The organism is Enterobacter ludwigii, assembly GCF_001750725.1.
Classification (GTDB): domain Bacteria; phylum Pseudomonadota; class Gammaproteobacteria; order Enterobacterales; family Enterobacteriaceae; genus Enterobacter; species Enterobacter ludwigii.
Genome location: NZ_CP017279.1, coordinates 92,816 through 112,090 on the forward strand (window position 1 = coordinate 92,816; position 19,275 = coordinate 112,090).

The 19,275-nt window shown below is 56.0% G+C and carries 15 protein-coding genes; 9 read left to right on the plus strand and 6 right to left on the minus strand.

What is annotated here, in order from left to right:
• Positions 1–272: 272 nt before the first annotated feature.
• Positions 273–1,487 carry an L-dopachrome tautomerase-related protein gene (locus tag BH714_RS00445; RefSeq protein ID WP_040016769.1) on the minus strand — a complete coding sequence of 405 codons (1,215 nt, stop codon included), beginning with the start codon at positions 1,485–1,487 and terminating at the stop codon, positions 273–275.
• A 68-nt stretch (positions 1,488–1,555) separates the two neighbouring features.
• Positions 1,556–2,350 carry an SDR family NAD(P)-dependent oxidoreductase gene (locus BH714_RS00450; RefSeq protein ID WP_040016770.1) on the minus strand — a complete coding sequence of 265 codons (795 nt, stop codon included), beginning with the start codon at positions 2,348–2,350 and terminating at the stop codon, positions 1,556–1,558.
• A 97-nt stretch (positions 2,351–2,447) separates the two neighbouring features.
• Here BH714_RS00450 and BH714_RS00455 point away from each other — a divergent pair, with 97 nt between their 5' ends.
• Together BH714_RS00455 and BH714_RS00460 are read left to right on the plus strand one after the other, a co-directional pair.
• Positions 2,448–3,344: a LysR family transcriptional regulator gene (locus BH714_RS00455; RefSeq protein ID WP_014168785.1), complete on the plus strand. Its 897-nt coding sequence runs from the start codon at positions 2,448–2,450 to the stop codon at positions 3,342–3,344.
• Positions 3,345–3,364: 20 nt separating this feature from the next.
• A complete protein-coding gene (locus BH714_RS00460; RefSeq protein WP_032677488.1) occupies positions 3,365–3,874 on the plus strand; it encodes a hypothetical protein in 510 nt (169 codons plus the stop codon).
• A 33-nt stretch (positions 3,875–3,907) separates the two neighbouring features.
• Here BH714_RS00460 and BH714_RS00465 read toward each other — a convergent pair whose 3' ends face one another.
• Complete coding sequence (locus BH714_RS00465) at positions 3,908–5,692, minus strand: diguanylate cyclase (protein WP_040016771.1); 1,785 nt, start codon at positions 5,690–5,692, stop codon at positions 3,908–3,910.
• A gap of 120 nt (positions 5,693–5,812) precedes the next feature.
• Positions 5,813–6,922, minus strand: coding sequence for an AI-2E family transporter (locus BH714_RS00470; protein WP_020885256.1), 1,110 nt, complete (start codon positions 6,920–6,922; stop codon positions 5,813–5,815).
• Positions 6,923–7,258: 336 nt separating this feature from the next.
• Between BH714_RS00470 and mmuP the strand changes: the two genes are divergently transcribed.
• From mmuP to tauD, 6 genes are all read left to right on the plus strand, one after another.
• Entirely contained in the window at positions 7,259–8,659 is a 1,401-nt protein-coding gene (gene mmuP / locus BH714_RS00475; RefSeq protein ID WP_025205021.1) for an S-methylmethionine permease, read from the plus strand.
• Positions 8,646–9,578, plus strand: a complete 933-nt coding sequence (gene mmuM, locus BH714_RS00480) for a homocysteine S-methyltransferase (protein WP_040016772.1) — start codon at positions 8,646–8,648, stop codon at positions 9,576–9,578. The genes mmuP and mmuM overlap by 14 nt, the downstream gene beginning before the upstream one ends.
• Before the next feature lie 196 nt (positions 9,579–9,774).
• Positions 9,775–10,737 (plus strand): taurine ABC transporter substrate-binding protein, encoded by a 963-nt coding sequence (gene tauA / locus BH714_RS00485; protein ID WP_040016773.1) that lies wholly within the window; start codon positions 9,775–9,777, stop codon positions 10,735–10,737.
• 10 nt (positions 10,738–10,747) lie between these two features.
• Positions 10,748–11,515: a taurine ABC transporter ATP-binding subunit gene (tauB, locus tag BH714_RS00490; RefSeq protein ID WP_014168801.1), complete on the plus strand. Its 768-nt coding sequence runs from the start codon at positions 10,748–10,750 to the stop codon at positions 11,513–11,515.
• Positions 11,512–12,339: a taurine ABC transporter permease TauC gene (gene tauC / locus BH714_RS00495; protein ID WP_014168802.1), complete on the plus strand. Its 828-nt coding sequence runs from the start codon at positions 11,512–11,514 to the stop codon at positions 12,337–12,339. The genes tauB and tauC overlap by 4 nt, the downstream gene beginning before the upstream one ends.
• Positions 12,336–13,187 (plus strand): taurine dioxygenase, encoded by an 852-nt coding sequence (gene tauD, locus BH714_RS00500; RefSeq protein ID WP_040016774.1) that lies wholly within the window; start codon positions 12,336–12,338, stop codon positions 13,185–13,187. The genes tauC and tauD overlap by 4 nt, the downstream gene beginning before the upstream one ends.
• Positions 13,188–13,231: 44 nt before the next feature.
• Here tauD and olsF read toward each other — a convergent pair whose 3' ends face one another.
• Entirely contained in the window at positions 13,232–14,932 is a 1,701-nt protein-coding gene (gene olsF / locus BH714_RS00505; protein ID WP_020885252.1) for a bifunctional ornithine lipid synthase OlsF, read from the minus strand.
• Positions 14,933–15,064: 132 nt separating this feature from the next.
• The gene (gene hemB / locus BH714_RS00510) at positions 15,065–16,039 is read right to left on the minus strand and encodes a porphobilinogen synthase (protein WP_020885251.1); all 975 of its coding nucleotides are present in this window, start codon (positions 16,037–16,039) and stop codon (positions 15,065–15,067) included.
• Between the two features lie 449 nt (positions 16,040–16,488).
• Between hemB and BH714_RS00515 the strand changes: the two genes are divergently transcribed.
• Positions 16,489–19,269 carry an autotransporter outer membrane beta-barrel domain-containing protein gene (locus BH714_RS00515; RefSeq protein WP_040016775.1) on the plus strand — a complete coding sequence of 927 codons (2,781 nt, stop codon included), beginning with the start codon at positions 16,489–16,491 and terminating at the stop codon, positions 19,267–19,269.
• Positions 19,270–19,275: the final 6 nt, after the last annotated feature.

Consider the following 19,275-nt stretch of genomic DNA (forward strand, 5'->3'; position numbering starts at 1 on the left):
TAATCAACAATATTCTCTGGTACTCTACCGGGTGGGTGTTTTTTGGCCTGATAGTGCTCAGTGGAATCGCAGGGGGACTGGCGGCTTCAGTCCTGCATTTTACTACAACGGATGCATTCCTGGCCGCATTTTGCCTTTTTCTGTTGCTGTCATTGCCCGTTTGCTTCTGGCTGCACCGGTTATCTCGCATACACCGGCGTCAGTAATGTACACGCCCACAAGGAGTGTCCCTGTGAGCGTGTAGTGTCCAGTGCTGAGCATGCGCAGTCGCGTTACTGGCGCTTATCCTGCAACGCCTTCAGGGGTAAACGCCATACGTCATAGCGCTCCTGGCCAGGTTTGACCGCGCCAGCAAAATGGTCGTTCAGGCTGCTGGAGGTAAAGATCAGATCCCCGTCCGGATTGATGGCCGGCGTGTCCGGCCAGTGTACGCCGTCGTTTGACGCCATCAGGGTCATTGAGCCGCGCTTCGGTTCATACCTGACAATACCGTTGTGTGTCACATCGGTGATATAGAGGTTGCCTTTGGCATCGGTCACGATACCGTCGGTATTGCCTCCCACCGAACCAAGATCCCGGATCTGTGCCGCAATCTGCGTATCGTCAGCACCAGGCTTTCGCAGAATGTCAGTCGGTACCGCAAACGCATGGGTCCCTGTCGTCACCGTCCAGTAGAGCGTGCCGGTATCCGGAGACAGCGCAATACCGTTGATGCCAATCAGTAATGGATGACCTGGCCAGACTTCAGCCCCGTGCGAGACGACTTTCACACCCGGCTCAATCTGCAGGTCTGGATGACGGTCGAGCACGCGTCGGGCAGTGCCGGTTGCGAAATCGGCGATGATAAGACCGACGCGGTTCTCAGGCGCACTGCGCGAGCCGCTGTCGGAGATGTAAGCGACACGACGCGTCTCATCAACAACCACATCATTGAGGAAGCTCGCCTTGCGGTCTGCCACACTATCCAGTGGAATGCGTTTGATCGTGCGGCCGGTATTCAGATCCAGCACCATCAGTTTCTGCGAACCCACGGGGGATTCCGCTTCTCCCGCGACGAACCCCATATCCAGGGCCCACAGCCAGCCATTCTTACGGTCAATATAGAAGCCAAGCACGTTACGCAGGTTCTGATCGGGAGCGGTTTCCACCGCATTCCCCTCGCGGGACGGAAATGCCGTGAGGCGCGCCGGTCCGGTCTGAACGGTCGTATCAAGAATACTTAACGTCGCGGGTGCACCGGCTGAAACCAGTCGGGGGGTACTGACAAAGGCTCTTCCCATTGCATCAAAGTGGATGCCTGCGATGGGCGCGTTAACCGAGCCGGAAAACGGCGTCGGCGTTTCCCCCTTCTCAGGCGTATTCCAGGTTACGCCGGTATAGCTGCGCCAGCGCTCAAGAGGGGCCTGGTTCGCTGCGCTGGCTACGCTCGCAAAAGAGAACAACATTGCCATCGCGATGGCGGACATATTACGGGTACGTTTGAACATTTCTATGCTCCGGTAAATAGGGGAAAGCAGGGGACACTGATTCCCCTCAGGTCATTACGGCTGCTGCATTAAAGAATGGAGCGGAAGGTGCCGCCTTCGACGCGCACCGCGGCGCCGTTAGAGGCAGCGCCCAACGGGCTTGCCAGCAGCGCGACCATCGCGGCTATCTCATCAGCATCGATCATTCGCGCGATAAGAGAGCTGGGACGGTAGGTCTGGAAGAAATTCGCTTCGATCTCCTGGTCGGTCATACCCGGTGCAGGTGCGGTCTGGCGCAGGTATTCGATAATGCCGTCGGAGCGGGTCGCTGAAGGCAGTACGCTGTTGACCGTAACGCCCGTCCCCTTCGTGAGTTCGGCCATTCCGCGCGAAACGGCGAGTTGCGCCGACTTGCTGACGCCGTAATGCACCATGTCTGGCGGCGTGAACGCGCCGACTTCGCTCGACATAAAAATCACCCGGCCCCAGTTGCGTTCCAGCATGCGCGGGAAGTAATGCCGTGACAGGCGAACGCCGGACATGACATTGATGTTGAACATGTTCAGCCACTCATCATCGGTGATGTCGGCGAAGTCTCGGGCTTCATAAAAGCCCAGGTTGTTGATGAGAATATCGGTGTCAGGGCAGGCCGCGATCAGGGCTTTTGCCCCCTCAGCGTTTCCCAGGTCGGCAACGATGGCGGTGACCTGCGCCTGAGGCTGAGCGGCGGTAATGTCTGCCACGGCGTTTTGCAATTTCGCGTGGTCACGACCAGTAATGGTGACGGCCACGCCTTCGCGCGCCAGCGTGCGGGCGATGGCCAGACCAATCCCCGCGGTTGCGCCAGTAACGAGTGCTGTCTTACCGGTGAGTTGAAGATCCATGATTTTACCCTCTGGTGATGAATGCGCACACTTTACTCATCACCCAACTGGAGATAAATTAGCGGAATTGAAAAACATTTGTTCCTGAAAGAGCATAATGAGCAGAAAATTCGATTATCTTGGCGATGTTGAGGTCTTCATCGCTGTCGTTGAACACGGCTCATTTACTGCTGCTGCCGTCGCCCTGTCCACCACACCCTCGGTGTTGAGTCGTGCGGTTTCTCGCCTCGAGACGCGTCTGGGACGACAGCTTTTACAGAGAACCACCCGTCGGGTAGGCCTGACCGAGGCAGGGCGAGTCTATCTGGAGCAGGCGCGCTCTGCTTTTTCCCTGCTGGATGAAGCCGAACGTGATGGGCAGGGCCAGGAAGGCGACCTGACCGGACGCGTGCGCATGAGTGTACCGACGACCTACGGTCACTATCGCCTGCCGCCCTTGCTGGCGCGATTCTCCCAACACTACCCGCGCGTTCAGGTGGATCTGAACATCACCAACCGCAACGTCGACCTGATTGCTGAAGGGTTCGATCTGGCGATTCGTTTGGGTCAGATGCCCGACAGTGGTTTAGTCGCGCGTAAACTGGAGGATGCCGCTTTGCTGCTGGTCGCATCACCCGCGTACCTTCACAGGATGGGGACTCCGCAAACGCTGGATGATTTGCACCGACACATGTGTCTGCCGTTTATTTTGCCGCGCACCGGTCGCATCGCTCCGTGGGTGTTTCGGGAAGACGAACGCGATGTGGACTGGCTACCCGCTTCACCTATCGAAACATCGGATGATGTGCTGGGTGTCGTCTCCCTGGCTGAACACGGTATGGGGATTTGCCAGAGCTATGAATTTATCGTCCAGGACAGGATACAGCGCGGTCAACTGGTGGAGGTGCTTCCTCACCTTCGCGGACGCTCGCGGCCGTTCTCGGTGATCTTCGCGCCACACCGGCGCCAGTCCGCTGCCACCCGCGCGATGATTGATCTCCTGACCACGCAATAACGACAAGGGAAGGGTGCAATATGAAAAAAACGTCTTATTCGTTTTTGATTCCAGCGATTGTTGGGGTATTGACGCTGGTAATTTGTTTTATTACCTGGCGCGTAGAAATTTACCGTGTGACATTTATTAACGCTCTCGCAATGCAATACATCGCGACCGGCTCATTGCTCTTGTCGCTGGTTTTGATGGTCATTTTTATCTGGAAGGGACGGTTGAAAGGTTGGCCGTTTTCTGAGCGTCTAAAAGTGTTCATTGGCACCTTTATTATCAGCATGCCTCTCGCCATTTTCGTCGTCTTTACGGCGGTTTATTTACTGGATGGGAAAGTGTCGTCCTGGAGTGCTCCTTACAAATATAAATCTGTAGGCAGATATAATTGTGAAGGGGCTGAAGTATATGAACCTGAACTGAAAGAGAAGATACGTATTTGTCACCCAATGGGCGACTATCAACTCGATAATACCTTATATGTTGAAAAACGCAGTAATGCGCTGGGTATCGTGGTGCTTTGGGCTATCACGCGCTCATGAACAGGGGAAAGCCTCAGTGGCGCAACATGACGTCTAGCCCGCCTCCAGCATCCCAAAACTTACAATCCGCGATCGACCCAGTTCTTTAGCCCGGTACAACGCCACATCGGCTGCACGCAGCAGGTTGTCACTCTGGGCGTGCTGCGGATAGCTGGCGATACCAATCGAAACATCGACTGGCCCAATCTCCGTGAGTCCATAACGTAGCGACAACCCTTGTACGCCGTTGTAAATCTGTTGAGCACAGTCATGCGCTTCTTCTTCATCAGCACCGGAAAGCAGTACTAAAAACTCCTCCCCGCCGTAGCGGAAAGCCATTCCGTTGTCATGGGTAGCCCGCTGAACAATCGTCGCTACGCTTTTAATAACCTGATCACCCGCTTCATGGCCAAACCGGTCATTAATGCTCTTGAAGTGATCGATATCGATCATCATGCAACTCAGTGGTTCGCCGTTACGAATGGCCTGTGTCATTTGGGTATGAAGCGTATCTTCCAGATGATGGCGATTACGCAAGCCGGTCAGCGGGTCGAACAATGCTTTTTCCAGCAACGCATCGCGTAGCCGCTGGTTTGCCAGCGCCAGACCGAGCGCTTCGGCCATCAGTTCGAGATAAGCACGGGCAGGGGCATTTTCCGCGGTGATATTCTGGAATGAGAGTAGACCAATGGCCTCGCCCTGGGCAATAAGCGGCACGCACAGCGAACGATACACCAGTGATTCCGGCAGATGATAGCAGGCGATATCCGGCTTACCGCTGAACGGGGGATGGCTCTGACCACGCCTTACTGCCCAGCATTCGTCAGGATGAAACATCATCTCCTCTCCCGTGGGGGAGAGCCACTGGGCAACGCAGCGCATCTGCCAGGGATCGCGGTCAAGGACATAGAGCCGGCCAGGGACCCCCGGGGCGATATTGGGGGCAAACAGCTCCGCCACGTTGATAACATCGGTAAAGTTCTCACACCCTTGCAGCCGCTGCGTCATGCGGGCCAGCAGTTCGCGGACAGCCCAGTCGGCGTCGCGCTCTTTTTCCAGCCGTTGCCGGGCAAGGCCGTTTTCACGAAAAATACGGATCGCCTGCGCCATATCGCCAATCTCATCAATCTGATTAAAATTCGGCGTTTCGACGGCGTAATCCTGCGACGCCAGACGGTGTACCACGTCGCTCAGACGCACCACGGGGCGCAGCACGCGACGTTTCAGGATAAAGCCCAGGACAAACAGAAACAGCAGGGCGGTCAGGCCAACCATCAGTTCAGAGGCCGTACGCAGCGCTTTCGATTTTTTGGTGGCATCCTGCACGGACGCAATCACCCGCTTGTCGAGGATCTGGCGAAAGTGATCAATCTGGTTTTGTGCGCGTTCCAGCGCCTGCTCATAGGGGGCACCATAAAGCAGGGCAATGGCCTGGGCATCTTCTCCCCGTTCTGTACTGGTGAGGGCCGTCTGCTGTTCATCCTGTAGCTCATCGATAATCTTGAGACCTTCCCGCAGCAGGGCCAGCTCCTCATCGGACGCGCCGTTATCGCGCAGTTTATCCAGCCTCAGCTCGACATTTTTCAGGTTGTTCTCTGACTGGCTGTATTGTCTGAGGGTTTGCGGATCTTTTTTTATTACGTACAGGCGGGCTAAATCGGACTGCGCCCAGGCGTCGGTTTCAATATCCTCCGTCAGCTCATCAAAGCGCTGCCGCTGTTCCACGGCATGACGTTCCACGGTGTCGGCATTGGATGCCATCAGCATGATGATGCCTGAGACAAGGGTCAGGCAGACCGTGGCACCATAGGCCCAGTTAGTTATCGTTGCGATTCGCACCTGTGGATCCTTTTACGACATGAGAAGGATGGCGTTCTTTCAAATTATAGAAAACGTTTGATTTAAGGCGAAAAAAAAGGCGGCACAGTGCCGCCTGGTGTGGTCTTTATCGTCATATCATCACAAATCTGGAGGGTTTTTTCCTTCCTCGATGAAATCCGCATCCAGCTCTTCGGCGTTACCCGCGTGATCGCGACCGGAGAACAGGTTCCAGCAGGCGATGAACAGCGCGGCGATCAGCGGCCCAATAACAAAGCCATTAATGCCGTACAGCTCCATCCCGCCAAGGGTTGAGATGAGGATCAGGTAGTCCGGCATTTTGGTGTCTTTCCCCACCAGCAATGGACGCAGGATGTTGTCCACCAGCCCGACAATGATGACGAAGAAGCCAACGATAAAGAGACCCTGCCAGAGCTGATGCGTGGCGAACAGGAAGATGGCGGCCGGCACCCAGACAATGGCCGAGCCGACGGCCGGAACCAGCGAAAGGAACGCCATCAGCGCGCCCCAGAGTACGCTACCGTCAATGCCAGCGATGGCAAATGCAATCCCGCCGAGCGTGCCCTGAACCACCGCCACTACCGCCGTACCTTTTACCGTTGCCCGCGAGACGCCGACGAATTTGGCGAACAGATGCTGTTTGGCAAAATCAGACAGAGGAAGCGAATCAAGGATCTGGCGTACCAGATACGGACCATCTTTCAGCAGGAAGAACAGCAGATAAAGCATGATGCCGAAGCTGATCGCAAAGCCAAACGTCCCTTTACCAATCAGAAACGCGCTGCCGGCCAGATACTGTCCGCCCTGTAGTGCTACATCGGAGAGTTTTTTCTGGATCTGTGCCGCGTTCGTCAGGTTGTGGTCCGCAAGGAAGCCGCTGGCCCAGCCTGGCAGGTGGTTAAAGATGCTCGCCACCACTTCCGGGAATTGGGTGTTGTTCGCTTGCAGCTTGGTGTACACCACGTTCAGTTCAATGGCGAGCGATGAAAAGATCACCATCAACGGGATAAAGACGATGAGGCAGATAATGCCGATGGTTAACAGCGAAGCCAGTCCGTTGCGATCGCCCATCGCCGCGCGCAGCTTGTTTTTTACCGGGTTAAAGATAACGGTAAGAATGGCGGCCCATAAAATCGCGGAGAAGTAGGGGGAGAGCACGTCGAAGAAAGCCCAGGTGACAAGGGCGAGTATGAAGATAAAGAAACCTTTGGTCAGTCCGTTAAAGCGCATCAGTTGATCCTGTAACGATGAAACTGTGTCGACTATAGAACTGATTGAGGGATTTACCAAGAATTGCGCCGCTGTAAAATCCCGCGTATGAACCCGCTCCTTACGGATACCACTTTCGACTGACCGAAGAACGCCAGGGTCCGCGCCATGCTGTAAGTATCTGCTTGCGGAGGTGCTTATGGCCTGGCGTCCGTTCCTGTATGTGATCCTCACAACCCACCCCAGACTCAGCGCGCGGCGCGCCCGATTACGTCTGGTCGTCTAGCTTTTTCTTAACAATCGCGGTATAACACACCTTCTTTGGATGTTTAGATGTCCATACGTATAGAAGGTAATATGCAAACACAACAAGAAAATGGGCAGCTTAAGCGCACCATGAAAACACGCCACCTGATTATGCTCTCGCTGGGTGGGGTCATTGGGACAGGGCTATTCTTCAATACTGGTTATATCATTTCAACGACCGGGGCGGCGGGAACGCTGCTGGCGTACCTGATTGGCGCGCTGGTGGTCTGGCTGGTGATGCAGTGTCTGGGCGAACTTTCCGTTGCGATGCCGGAAACCGGCGCGTTTCACGTCTATGCCGCCCGCTATCTTGGCCCGGCAACAGGCTATACCGTGGCGTGGCTTTACTGGCTTACCTGGACGGTGGCGCTCGGGTCGAGCTTTACCGCCGCCGGGTTCTGTATGCAGTACTGGTTCCCGCAGGTGCCCGTCTGGACGTGGTGCGTGGTGTTCTGCGTGGTGATCTTCGGCCTTAACGTCATCTCCACGCGCTTCTTTGCCGAAGGCGAGTTCTGGTTCTCGCTGGTGAAAGTCATCACCATTATTGCCTTTATTATTCTTGGCGGTGCTGCGGTGTTTGGCTTTATCCCGATGCAGGACGGTTCTCCCGCGCCGGGCTTAACCAACCTTACCGCCGAAGGCTGGTTCCCGCACGGCGGCCTGCCCATTCTGATGACCATGGTCGCGGTGAACTTCGCCTTCTCCGGGACAGAGCTTATCGGTATCGCGGCGGGTGAGACGGAAAACCCGCACAAGGTGATTCCGGTTGCCATTCGTACCACCATTGCCCGGCTGATCATCTTCTTTATTGGTACCGTGTTTGTGCTGGCCGCGCTGATCCCGATGCATCAGGCGGGCGTGGAAAAAAGTCCGTTTGTACTGGTGTTCGAAAAGGTCGGTATTCCGTACGCGGCTGATATTTTTAACTTCGTGATCCTGACGGCCATCCTGTCGGCGGCGAACTCGGGCCTGTACGCTTCTGGCCGCATGCTCTGGTCGCTCTCGAATGAAAAAACGCTGCCGCGTTGCTTTGCGCGCGTTAATAAAAACGGCGTACCCATGACGGCGATTTCTGTTTCAATGCTTGGCGGCGTACTGGCGCTGTTCTCAAGCGTGGTGGCACCGGACACGGTGTTTGTCGCACTGTCCGCCATCTCAGGCTTTGCTGTGGTGGCGGTCTGGATCAGCATCTGCGCGTCGCATTTTGTCTTCCGTCGTCGCCATCTTCAGTCTGGTCAGCCGCTTTCCGCTCTGCAGTATCGCGCGCCGTGGTATCCGCTGGTGCCGGTGCTTGGCTTTATCCTCTGCGTGGTGGCCTGTGTTGGTCTGGCATTTGACCCGAGTCAGCGTATTGCCCTTTATTGCGGGCTTCCGTTTGTTGCCCTGTGTTATGGTGCCTACTACCTGACCCGAAACATGACATCGCAGGAGCCTGAACATGTCGCAGAATAATCCGCTTACCGCCATCCTTGAAAAACAGCCATTTGTGGTGCTGGATGGCGCGATGGCGACGGAACTGGAAGCGCGCGGTTGTAATCTTGCAGACAGCCTGTGGTCTGCCAAAGTGCTGGTTGAAAACCCGGATCTTATCCGCGACGTTCATCTGGACTACTACCGGGCGGGAGCGCAGGTGGCGATCACCGCCAGCTATCAGGCCACGCCTGCAGGGTTTGCCGCACGAGGCCTGGATGAGGCGCAATCCCGTGCGCTGATTGGCAAAAGCGTGGAGCTGGCGCGTAAGGCGCGCGAAGCGTATCTCGCGGAAAACCCTCGTGCAGGCACGCTGCTGGTCGCGGGATCGGTTGGGCCCTATGGTGCATACCTGGCGGATGGATCTGAGTATCGCGGTGACTACGTGCGAAGCGCAGAAGCGTTTACCGATTTCCATCGCCCGCGCGTGGAAGCGCTGCTGGATGCCGGGGCAGATCTGCTGGCCTGCGAAACGCTGCCATCCTTTGCTGAAATCAAGGCGCTGGCGGCGCTTCTGGCCGAGTATCCCCGGGCCCGGGGATGGTTCTCGTTTACCCTGCGTGACAGCGAGCACCTCAGCGACGGCACGCCGCTGCGCGATGTGATTTCTGCGCTGGAACGCTATCCGCAAATTGTGGCGCTGGGGATCAACTGTATCGCGCTGGAAAATACCACCGCGGCACTGAAACATCTTCACAGCCTCACCGCACTGCCGCTGGTGGTCTACCCGAATTCGGGGGAGCATTATGACGCCGTGACCAAAACCTGGCATCACCATGGCGAAGCCTGCGAAACGCTGGCGGGCTATTTACCCCAGTGGCTGGCGGCCGGGGCGAAGTTGATTGGAGGATGTTGCCGGACCACGCCCAAAGACATTGCGGAGCTAAAGGCGCAGCGCTGATGCTGTGTGTCGTCTGATGCATTCACTTCATCCCTCTCCCGTCGGGAGAGGGAGCCAGAATAAACCCCACAAAATTCACTATCCTTTGCCACTTTTTTTCTAAAAACGAATCGGAATTAACGATTCTTTTTTATTCCTTTATCAAAATTCCTGCGCCGGAAATACTGCCCTCATAACAACAAGGGGAGCAGTCACAATGGCAATTTCATCGCGAATTACACTTCTCGGCGCGCTGGCGCTGTGGGCATTTCAGGCACAGGCGGTAGACGTTACCGTCGCGTATCAAACCTCTGCGGAACCGGCAAAAGTTGCGCAGGCGGATAACACCTTCGCCAAAGAAAGCGGCGCGAAGGTGGACTGGCGTAAATTCGACAGCGGGGCAGCCGTCGTGCGCGCATTAGCGTCCGGCGATGTGCAGATTGGCAATATTGGTTCCAGCCCGCTGGCAGTGGCTGCCAGCCAGCAGGTGCCTGTTGAGGTTTTCCTGCTGGCGTCACAGCTCGGGAACTCTGAAGCCCTGGTCGTGAAGAAAAACATCACCCGGCCGGAAGATCTGATTGGCAAACGCATCGCCGTGCCGTTTATCTCCACCACCCATTACAGCCTGCTGGCGGCGCTCAAACACTGGGGCATCAAGCCGGGTCAGGTGCAGATCATCAACCTGCAGCCACCCGCAATTATTGCCGCCTGGCAGCGTGGGGATATCGACGGCGCTTACGTCTGGGCACCTGCCGTGAATGAGCTGGAAAAAGACGGCACCGTGCTGACCGATTCCGAACAGGTGGGGCAGTGGGGCTCGCCGACGCTCGACGTATGGGTCGTGCGTAAAGACTTCGCGGAGAAACACCCTGACGTGGTGAAGGCGTTTGCTAAAAGCGCCATTGACGCCCAGCAGCCTTATCTCAGCAACCCCGATGCGTGGCTGAAAGAGACGGGCAATCTGGAAAAACTGTCGCGCCTGAGCGGCGTTCCGGAAGCGGACGTGCCGGGGCTGGTGAAAGGCAATACCTATCTCACGCCTGCACAACAGGTCCAGCAGCTCAATGGACCGGTCAATAAAGCGATTGTCGATACCGCTACGTTTCTGAAAGAGCAGGGCAAAGTGCCTGCGGTGGCGACAGATTACAGCCAGTACGTGACCGATCGCTTTGTGAAATAAGGGGGAAGCGATGCTGAATATTACAAATCTGTCTGCTGATTACGGCGGTAAACCTGTGCTGGAGGAGATCAACCTGACGCTGGACAGCGGTGAATTGCTGGTCGTGCTGGGTCCGTCCGGGTGCGGCAAAACCACGCTGCTGAATCTGATCGCCGGGTTTGTACCGTATCAGCATGGTTCCATCCAGCTGGAAGGGAAACGGGTCGAGGGCCCGGGTGCAGAGCGCGGCGTGGTCTTTCAGAGTGAAGGGCTGCTTCCGTGGCGCAACGTGCAGGAAAACGTCGCCTTCGGCCTGCAGCTTGCGGGGATTCACCGTGAACAACGGCTGGCGACCGCGCGTGAGATGCTAAAAAAGGTGGGGCTGGAGGGCGCTGAAAAACGTTTTATCTGGCAGCTTTCCGGTGGCCAGCGTCAACGGGTCGGGATTGCCCGCGCGCTGGCGGCAAACCCACAGCTGTTGCTGCTGGATGAGCCGTTTGGTGCGCTGGACGCCTTCACCCGTGAGCAGATGCAAACGCTGCTTTTGCGCCTGTGGCACGAAACGGGCAAGCAGGTACTGCTGATTACCCACGATATCGAAGAGGCGGTGTTTATGGCGACCGAACTGGTGTTGCTTTCGCCGGGGCCGGGTCGTGTGCTGGAGCGGTTGCCGCTCAGCTTTGCCCGTCGCTATGTGGCCGGTGAACCGGTCCGCAGTATCAAATCCGATCCGCTGTTTATTGAACAGCGCGAATATGTTTTAAGCCGCGTATTTGAACAACGGGAGGCATTCTCATGAGCATTGTCTTCAGTGAAAAAACGCGCCGTCCTCGTCTCGCGTTACGCTGGCCGTTCTCTCGCCAGATCACGCTGAGTGCGGGCACGTTGCTGGTATTGCTCGCGGTCTGGTGGGCGGTGGCAGCGCAACAGTGGGTTAGCCCGTTGTTCCTTCCGCCACCGGGACAGGTGCTGGCGAAACTCATCACCATCGCCGGGCCGCAGGGTTTTATGGATGCCACGCTCTGGCAGCATTTAGGTGCCAGTCTGGCGCGTATTCTGGTGGCGCTGCTGGCGGCGGTAGTGATTGGCATCCCGGTGGGTATCGCGATGGGGCTGAGCCCGACGGTGCGCGGCATTCTCGATCCGCTGATTGAGCTATACCGTCCGGTCCCACCGCTGGCCTACCTGCCGCTGATGGTTATCTGGTTTGGCATCGGGGAAACCTCGAAAATCTTGCTGATATATCTGGCGATTTTTGCCCCGGTTGCTATGTCGGCATTAGCTGGGGTGAAGAGTGCGCAGCAGGTGCGGATCCGCGCGGCGCAGTCGCTGGGTGCCAGCCGTCTTCAGGTGCTGCTGTTTGTGATTTTACCGGGCGCACTGCCGGAGATTTTAACCGGATTGCGCATTGGCCTCGGGGTGGGCTGGTCAACGCTGGTGGCGGCTGAGCTGATCGCCGCCACGCGCGGATTAGGGTTTATGGTGCAGTCGGCGGGAGAGTTTCTGGCGACTGACGTCGTGCTGGCAGGGATCGCGGTGATCGCCGTGATCGCCTTTGGATTAGAACTGGGGCTGCGCGCGCTACAGCGACGTCTGACGCCCTGGCATGGAGAAATACAATGAGTGAACGTCTGACCATCACCCCGCTGGGGCCATATATTGGTGCGCAGGTCTCCGGCCTGGACGTGACCCGTCCACTGAGCGATAACCAGTTCGAGCAGTTGTACCACGCGGTGCTGCGCCATCAGGTGGTGTTCCTGCGCGAACAGGCGATCACCCCGCAGCAGCAGCGTGCGCTGGCCCTGCGCTTCGGCGATCTGCATATTCACCCGGTCTATCCCCATGCGGAAGGCGTGGAGGAGATCATCGTGCTGGATACCCATAACGATAATCCGCCGGACAACGACAACTGGCATACCGACGTGACGTTTATCGAAACGCCACCTGCCGGGGCGATACTGGCGGCGAAACTGTTGCCGGACACCGGTGGAGATACGCTGTGGGCCAGCGGTATCGCCGCCTTCGAGGCGCTGTCCGTACCGTTCCAGACACTGCTGAGCGGGTTGCGGGCCGAACATGACTTCAAAAAATCCTTCCAGGAGTACAAGTACCGGAAAAGCGAAGAGGAACATCTGCGCTGGCAGGACGCGGTCGCGAAACATCCGCCGCTGCTGCATCCGGTGGTGCGTACGCACCCGGTGACCGGTAAGCAGGCGTTATTTGTGAACGAAGGCTTTACGACGCGGATCGTAGACGTGACGGAAAAAGAGAGCGATGCGCTGTTAAGCTTCCTGTTTGCCCATATCACCAGGCCGGAATTTCAGGTGCGCTGGCGCTGGCAGGAGAACGATCTGGCGATCTGGGACAATCGCGTGACGCAACACTATGCGAACGCGGATTATCTGCCGCAGCGTCGGATTATGCAGCGGGCGACGATTTTAGGGGATAAACCGTTTTACCGTGCGGGCTGATGCCTTCACCTGACCCTCTCCCGACGGGAGAGGGGAAAGCAGGGTTACAAATGCGCCTCAATATAGCGCTGATAGCGGTTCGCCTTCAGATAACACAAATCCACCAGCACCAGGCCGTCAACGCAGTTGTTGAATGCCGGGTCGCTTCCGAAATCAATAAACTGTACGCCACCCGGTTCGCACAGCTCGGAATACTGCTTGTAGAGCGGCGGAATGCCGCAGCCCAGATTGCCGAGCAGGGATTTCAGCTTCGTCAGATCGTCGACATAATCCACGCCGCCAAACTGCGCCAGCACGTCCGGAAGCGATGCCGGGTAGGGCTGGCGTGACGCCGCGAGCGGATGGCTTGCCGGGAACCAGAGGCGGTAGAACGCCACCAGCAGATCCCGCGCGGCAGGCGGTAAGCCGCCGGATATCGAGACCGGACCAAACAGATAGCGGTAGTGGGGATAACGCGCCAGATAGGCACCAATGCCTGACCACAGATAGTCCAGACCGCGGCGTCCCCAGTAGCGCGGCTGAATAAAGCTGCGCCCGAGCTCAATGCCGTGCTCCAGCACATCCTGCATTTTGTCGTCGTAGTGGAACAGGCTGTAGCTGTACAGTCCTTCCGGCCCCCGACGCTCCACTTGTCTGGCGGTGGGCATAAAGCGATACGCACCGACAATCTCCAGATCCTCATCGTCCCATAAGATCAGATGCAGATAATCATCATCGTAGCTGTCAGTGTCCCGGCGCTTACCGCTCCCTTCTTCCACCGCGCGAAACGCAATCTCACGCAGGCGGCCCAGTTCGCGTAGCAGTGGCGCCTCTTCCTGGCCGTTACGCTGCCAGAGATAGATGGATTTTCCATCGCCGGTTTTGCCCAGACATTCAGCCTGCGCCAGCTCGCGTTTTAGCGTAGCCCGGTCTTCCGGACGGGCAATGGCGCACTGGGTTTTAAAGACGCCAGGCACTCCCTTGCCAAGACGTATCACGTGCTGACGGCACTTTTCGGCCATTTCACGCGACGAAAGGGTGGCGCTATACCAGTCACTCCAGGCAATCTGCTGACCGATTGTAATCGGCAGCTGGCTATGGCGACGGCGGAACATCTGCTGCATCAGCAGCAGCATGGATAACGTCGGCGATACCAGCGTGCTGGCATAAAAGAGGAGGCTGTTGTGCGCCTGAATATGTACCGGCAGCAGCGGGGCGCGCAGTTTGGTGGCGAGTTTGATAAATCCCGAGTGCCATTTTTTATCGCGAATGCCTTTTCGCGTCGGCCGGGAAACTTCACCCGCCGGGAAGAAGATCAGCACGCCCGCGTTTTGCAGATGTTGTTCCATCTGTACCAGCGACGTTTTTGCCGTCCTGCCGCCCATATTATCGACCGGGATAAACAGCGAGCTTAGCGGCTCCAGGTGGGTCAGCATCCGGTTGGTCACGACTTTGACATCGCGTCGCACGCGCGAGACGGCGTACATCAGCGCCAGCCCGTCCAGAGTACCTGTCGGGTGGTTGGCAATGATAACCAGAGGGCCATGTTCGGGGATTTGTTCGAGATCGCGGGCGGAAACGGTGCAGAGAATATCAAGGTGCTCCAGAACTTGCTCCACCATATCCAGTCCTTTCAGGTGGCGGTGTGCTGCGGCAAATTGCTGGAATTCTTCTTCGTAAAACAGCCTTTTTAACAGACTTTTTTGCCAGGGTGCCGGCCTCGCCTGAGGCCAAAGGTCATCGAGAACGCTATCGAGACTAAACATGATCACTCCTCCTGCCGTCTTGCGATGACAGTAGAAGGGGGAGATGTCGGTTGTATTGCAGTTTGGTGAAGTTTCGTGAGGCAGGGAGAGCAGGCCGGGTCAGGCGAAACCGCCCCCCGGCACCGTTGCGCCTTAGCGCAGAATTTTCTTCTCAGCCAGATCCAGCGCAAAGTAGCTGAAGATCAGATCCGCACCCGCGCGTTTGATCGCACCCAGGCTTTCCAGGATCACTTTCTCTTCATCGATCGCACCCGCCATGGCGGCGAATTTGATCATCGCGTACTCGCCGCTGACCTGGTACGCGCCCAGCGGCAGCGAGGTGCGTTCGCGAATATCACGCAGGATATCGAGATAGGCTCCCGCCGGTTTCACCATCAGGGCGTCTGCGCCCTGGGCTTCATCGAGCAGGGATTCACGGATAGCTTCCCGACGGTTGAGCGGGTTCATCTGATACGTTTTACGATCGCCTTTCAGCGCCGTACCGGCTGCTTCACGGAACGGGCCGTAGAAAGAGGAGGCAAATTTGGTGGAGTAGGACATGATGGCCGTGTCGGTAAAACCGGCAGCATCCAGCGCCTGGCGGATAGCCTGCACCTGCCCGTCCATCGCAGCTGATGGCGCGATGAAATCAGCACCCGCTGCGGCAGCAACCACCGCCTGCTTACCTAAATTCAGCAGGGTAGCATCGTTATCCACACCGTGATCGCACAGCACGCCGCAGTGGCCGTGAGAGGTGTATTCGCAGAAACAGGTGTCGGACATCACGACCATTTCCGGCACGGTCTCTTTGCAAATGCGCGACATACGGGCGACCAGACCGTCCTCTTTCCAGGCATCGCTGCCGGTGGCGTCAGTATGATGGGAGATGCCGAAGGTCATCACCGAGCGGATCCCTGCATTGGCGATACGTTCGATTTCACGCGCCAGATGCTTTTCAGGAATGCGCATCACGCCAGGCATGGCTTCGATGGCCTTGTAGTCGTCAATCTCTTCTTCAACAAAAATCGGCAACACCAGATCGTTTAAGGTCAGTGTTGTCTCTTCAAACATAGCGCGTAGTGCGGGTGACTTGCGCAGGCGACGGGGACGAGCAATTAAATCGGTCATGGTATGCCTGAGGTTTGTGGAACAAAGAGGGTTAGTGTACCTCAAAGTGAAAGAAGGTGTTTTACCAAAGTGGGCATTTTGTCGAGGGGGAATCCCGATGCCAACGCGTCACGCGATCAATAATATACGCCTTTCCACTGGCGTTAATTGTTCTCGAAATATTGGTTTTATTTCTATGATGAAGTAAATATATCATTGAAAATGATCTATTTATTTTTATTATATTTTTTATCTTTATAAGAGGGTGTTTTAACTGCCTGTTTTATAATGATTATTGATGGCATTGCATCGCTTCTTCATTATTTTCATGTTGTTTGTCTGAATGCGGACTTAATGGAATGATTCATTGAACCTTTTCAGATTGAAAATGCATAATTCCCTCCGCAATTAAGTATTGCAAAATCGTTAGATGGACAAACTTGCTTACGTCCCTGAGGAGGGATGACCCAATGCAAACATGGAAAAAGAAACTGGTTGTATCACAACTTGCATTAGCCTGCACCCTGGCTATCGCTTCTCAGGCCAATGCGAAGGATATTTCTGGTACGACATATAATACCTTCGGATATGATAATACGGCAGCTGCACCCTGGTATTATGGTTACGCTGACTGGGATTACTCTGATGCGACGCACGATGGTGATATTTATCCGGTGATTAATAAATCCACCGTGAATGGTGTTATATCAACCTATTATTTGGATGATGGTATCAATGGGCGGGCGAATGCGCTGAGCATTTCCAACAGCACCATTAATGGCATGATCACCTCAGAATGCATGACCGCGTCATGTGCTGATGGCGTGGATACAGACGGCACAACCCATTCTCAATACGACCGTTTTAGCCTGACCGTCGATAACTCCACGATCAATGATACTTACGAGCATTATGCGTATGACGTTGTGAACGGGGAAAATACGGAAACGCACTATCTGGACACCTATGCGCTGGGCAATGCAATTACCCTGGATGTGGAATCGGATATTGTTATTCAGAATAACTCTCACATCGCCGGCATTACCCTGACTCAGGGGTATCAGGAACGGGATAATACCCCGTATGACGGTGTGGAAGGTGTGGCGAACAGCAGCAATGTCTTTACCGACACGCTGCTGGTGAAAGACTCGGTGCTGACCTCTGGCGCATACAGTGACCTGGGCACCAGCGGGTTCTATGGTCAAACCGCGAAGCCGAGTGATTACGGTGAAACCAATGCCAATGCCACTGCGGCTGACGACGCGGCGCTGATTGTTGCTGCCAGTGCGTCTGACAACGCGATGCAGACCACCGCCACGTTTGATCACTCCACGATCACCGGCGATATCCTGTTCTCCAGTACCTTCGATAACAACTTCTACCCGAACGGCGATCCGGCAACCGATACGACGGCTGACGGTATATACAACCCAACCACCAACGGCTGGGATGACACCGATAAGCTGGACGTCACGCTGACCAATGGCAGCAAATGGGTCGGCGCAGCGCAGTCCAGCGTTGAGGCTATCGGCACCGCGCAGATGTATGGCCAGGGCTACAGTGACGTTGACTGGCGCACCCTCTCTCCAGATAGCATCTGGCCGGATTCCACGTTCGACAATAATGGACATGTCGCGGGTGAAGCGGTCTATCAGAGCGGTCTGTTCAACGTCACGCTGGATAACGGCTCTGAGTGGGATACCCGTAAGCTCTCTAACATCGACACGCTGACGGTGAATAATCATTCGCAGGTCAATGTTGAAAACTCGGGCCTGCTGGCTGATTCCATCACCCTGTCCAATGCTTCATCTCTGAACATCGGTGACAAGGGTGCCGTGGCAACCGACAGCCTCTATCTGGACAGCGACAGCCGTGCGGCCCTGACAGAGGAAACCGCGGAGCTGTATGCCAATACCATTACCGTGGACAACGGTGCGGAGCTGTCTCTCGGCCTCGGCCAGGTGGATACGCACAATATGGTGTTAACGGATGGCGGCGTGCTGAACGTGGCCAGCCGTGATTACGTGTTGAACAGCGATCTGAACAACGCCCGCTATATCACCAATGATATGAGCAACGCCGATTACGATTACGGCGTTGTGGCACTTAACGCTGACGGCCATTTGGCCGTGAATGGTGACGTGGCAGGGAATTACGCCGTGCGTATCGACAACGCCACCGGCGCCGGCTCTGTTGCTGACTATAAAGGCCAGGAGATTATCCGTGTTTATGACAACAACACGGAGACCCGCGCTAGCTTCACTGCGGCAAATAAAGCCGATTTAGGGGCATATACTTATCAGGCGCAGCAGAAAGGCGACACTGTTGTTCTGCAACAGCAAGCGCTGACCGATTATGCCAACATGGCGCTGAGCATCCCGTCTGCTAACACCAACATCTGGAATCTGCAGCAGGATGCAGTTAGCGCGCGTCTGACCAACAGCCGTCATGGCCTGGCGGATAACGGCGGGGCATGGGTAAGCTACGTTGGCGGCAACTTCGACGGCGATAATGGCGTTATCAGCTACGATCAGGACGTGAGCGGTATCATGGTTGGTCTGGATACCCTGATTGACGGTAATAATGCGAAGTGGATCGTCGGTGGTGCGGCAGGTTTCGCCAAAGGCGATATCAGCGATCGCACCGGTCAGGTGGATCAGGACAGCCAGACGGCAATGATGTACGCGTCCGCGAAATTTGCGAACGATCTGTTCATCGACAGTTCCCTGAGCTACACCCGATTCAACAACGATCTCTCCGCGACCATGAGCAATGGTCAGTATGTTGACGGTAACACCACCACCGACGCCGTTGGTTTTGGGTTGAAACTGGGCTATGACTGGAAACCAAACCTCTCTGGTTATGTGACGCCATACGCAGCCGTGTCGGGTCTGTTCCAGTCCGGTGATGACTATCGCCTCAGCAACGACATGCGCATGGATAGTCAATCCTATGACAGCCTGCGTTACGAAGCGGGTGTGGATGCCGGTTACACCTTTAACTACGGCGGTGACCAGGCGCTTACGCCTTACTTCAAACTCGCTTATGTCTATGACGACGCTGGTAACGATGCCGATGTTAACGGTGACAGCATTGATAATGGTGTGAAAGGCTCCGCAGTGCGGGTTGGTCTGGGTACCCAGTTTAGCTTTACGAAGAACTTCAGTGCTTACACTGATGCCACTTATCTGGGCGGCGGTGACGTTGACCAGAACTGGGGCGCAAATCTGGGTGTGAAATATACCTGGTAATGAATA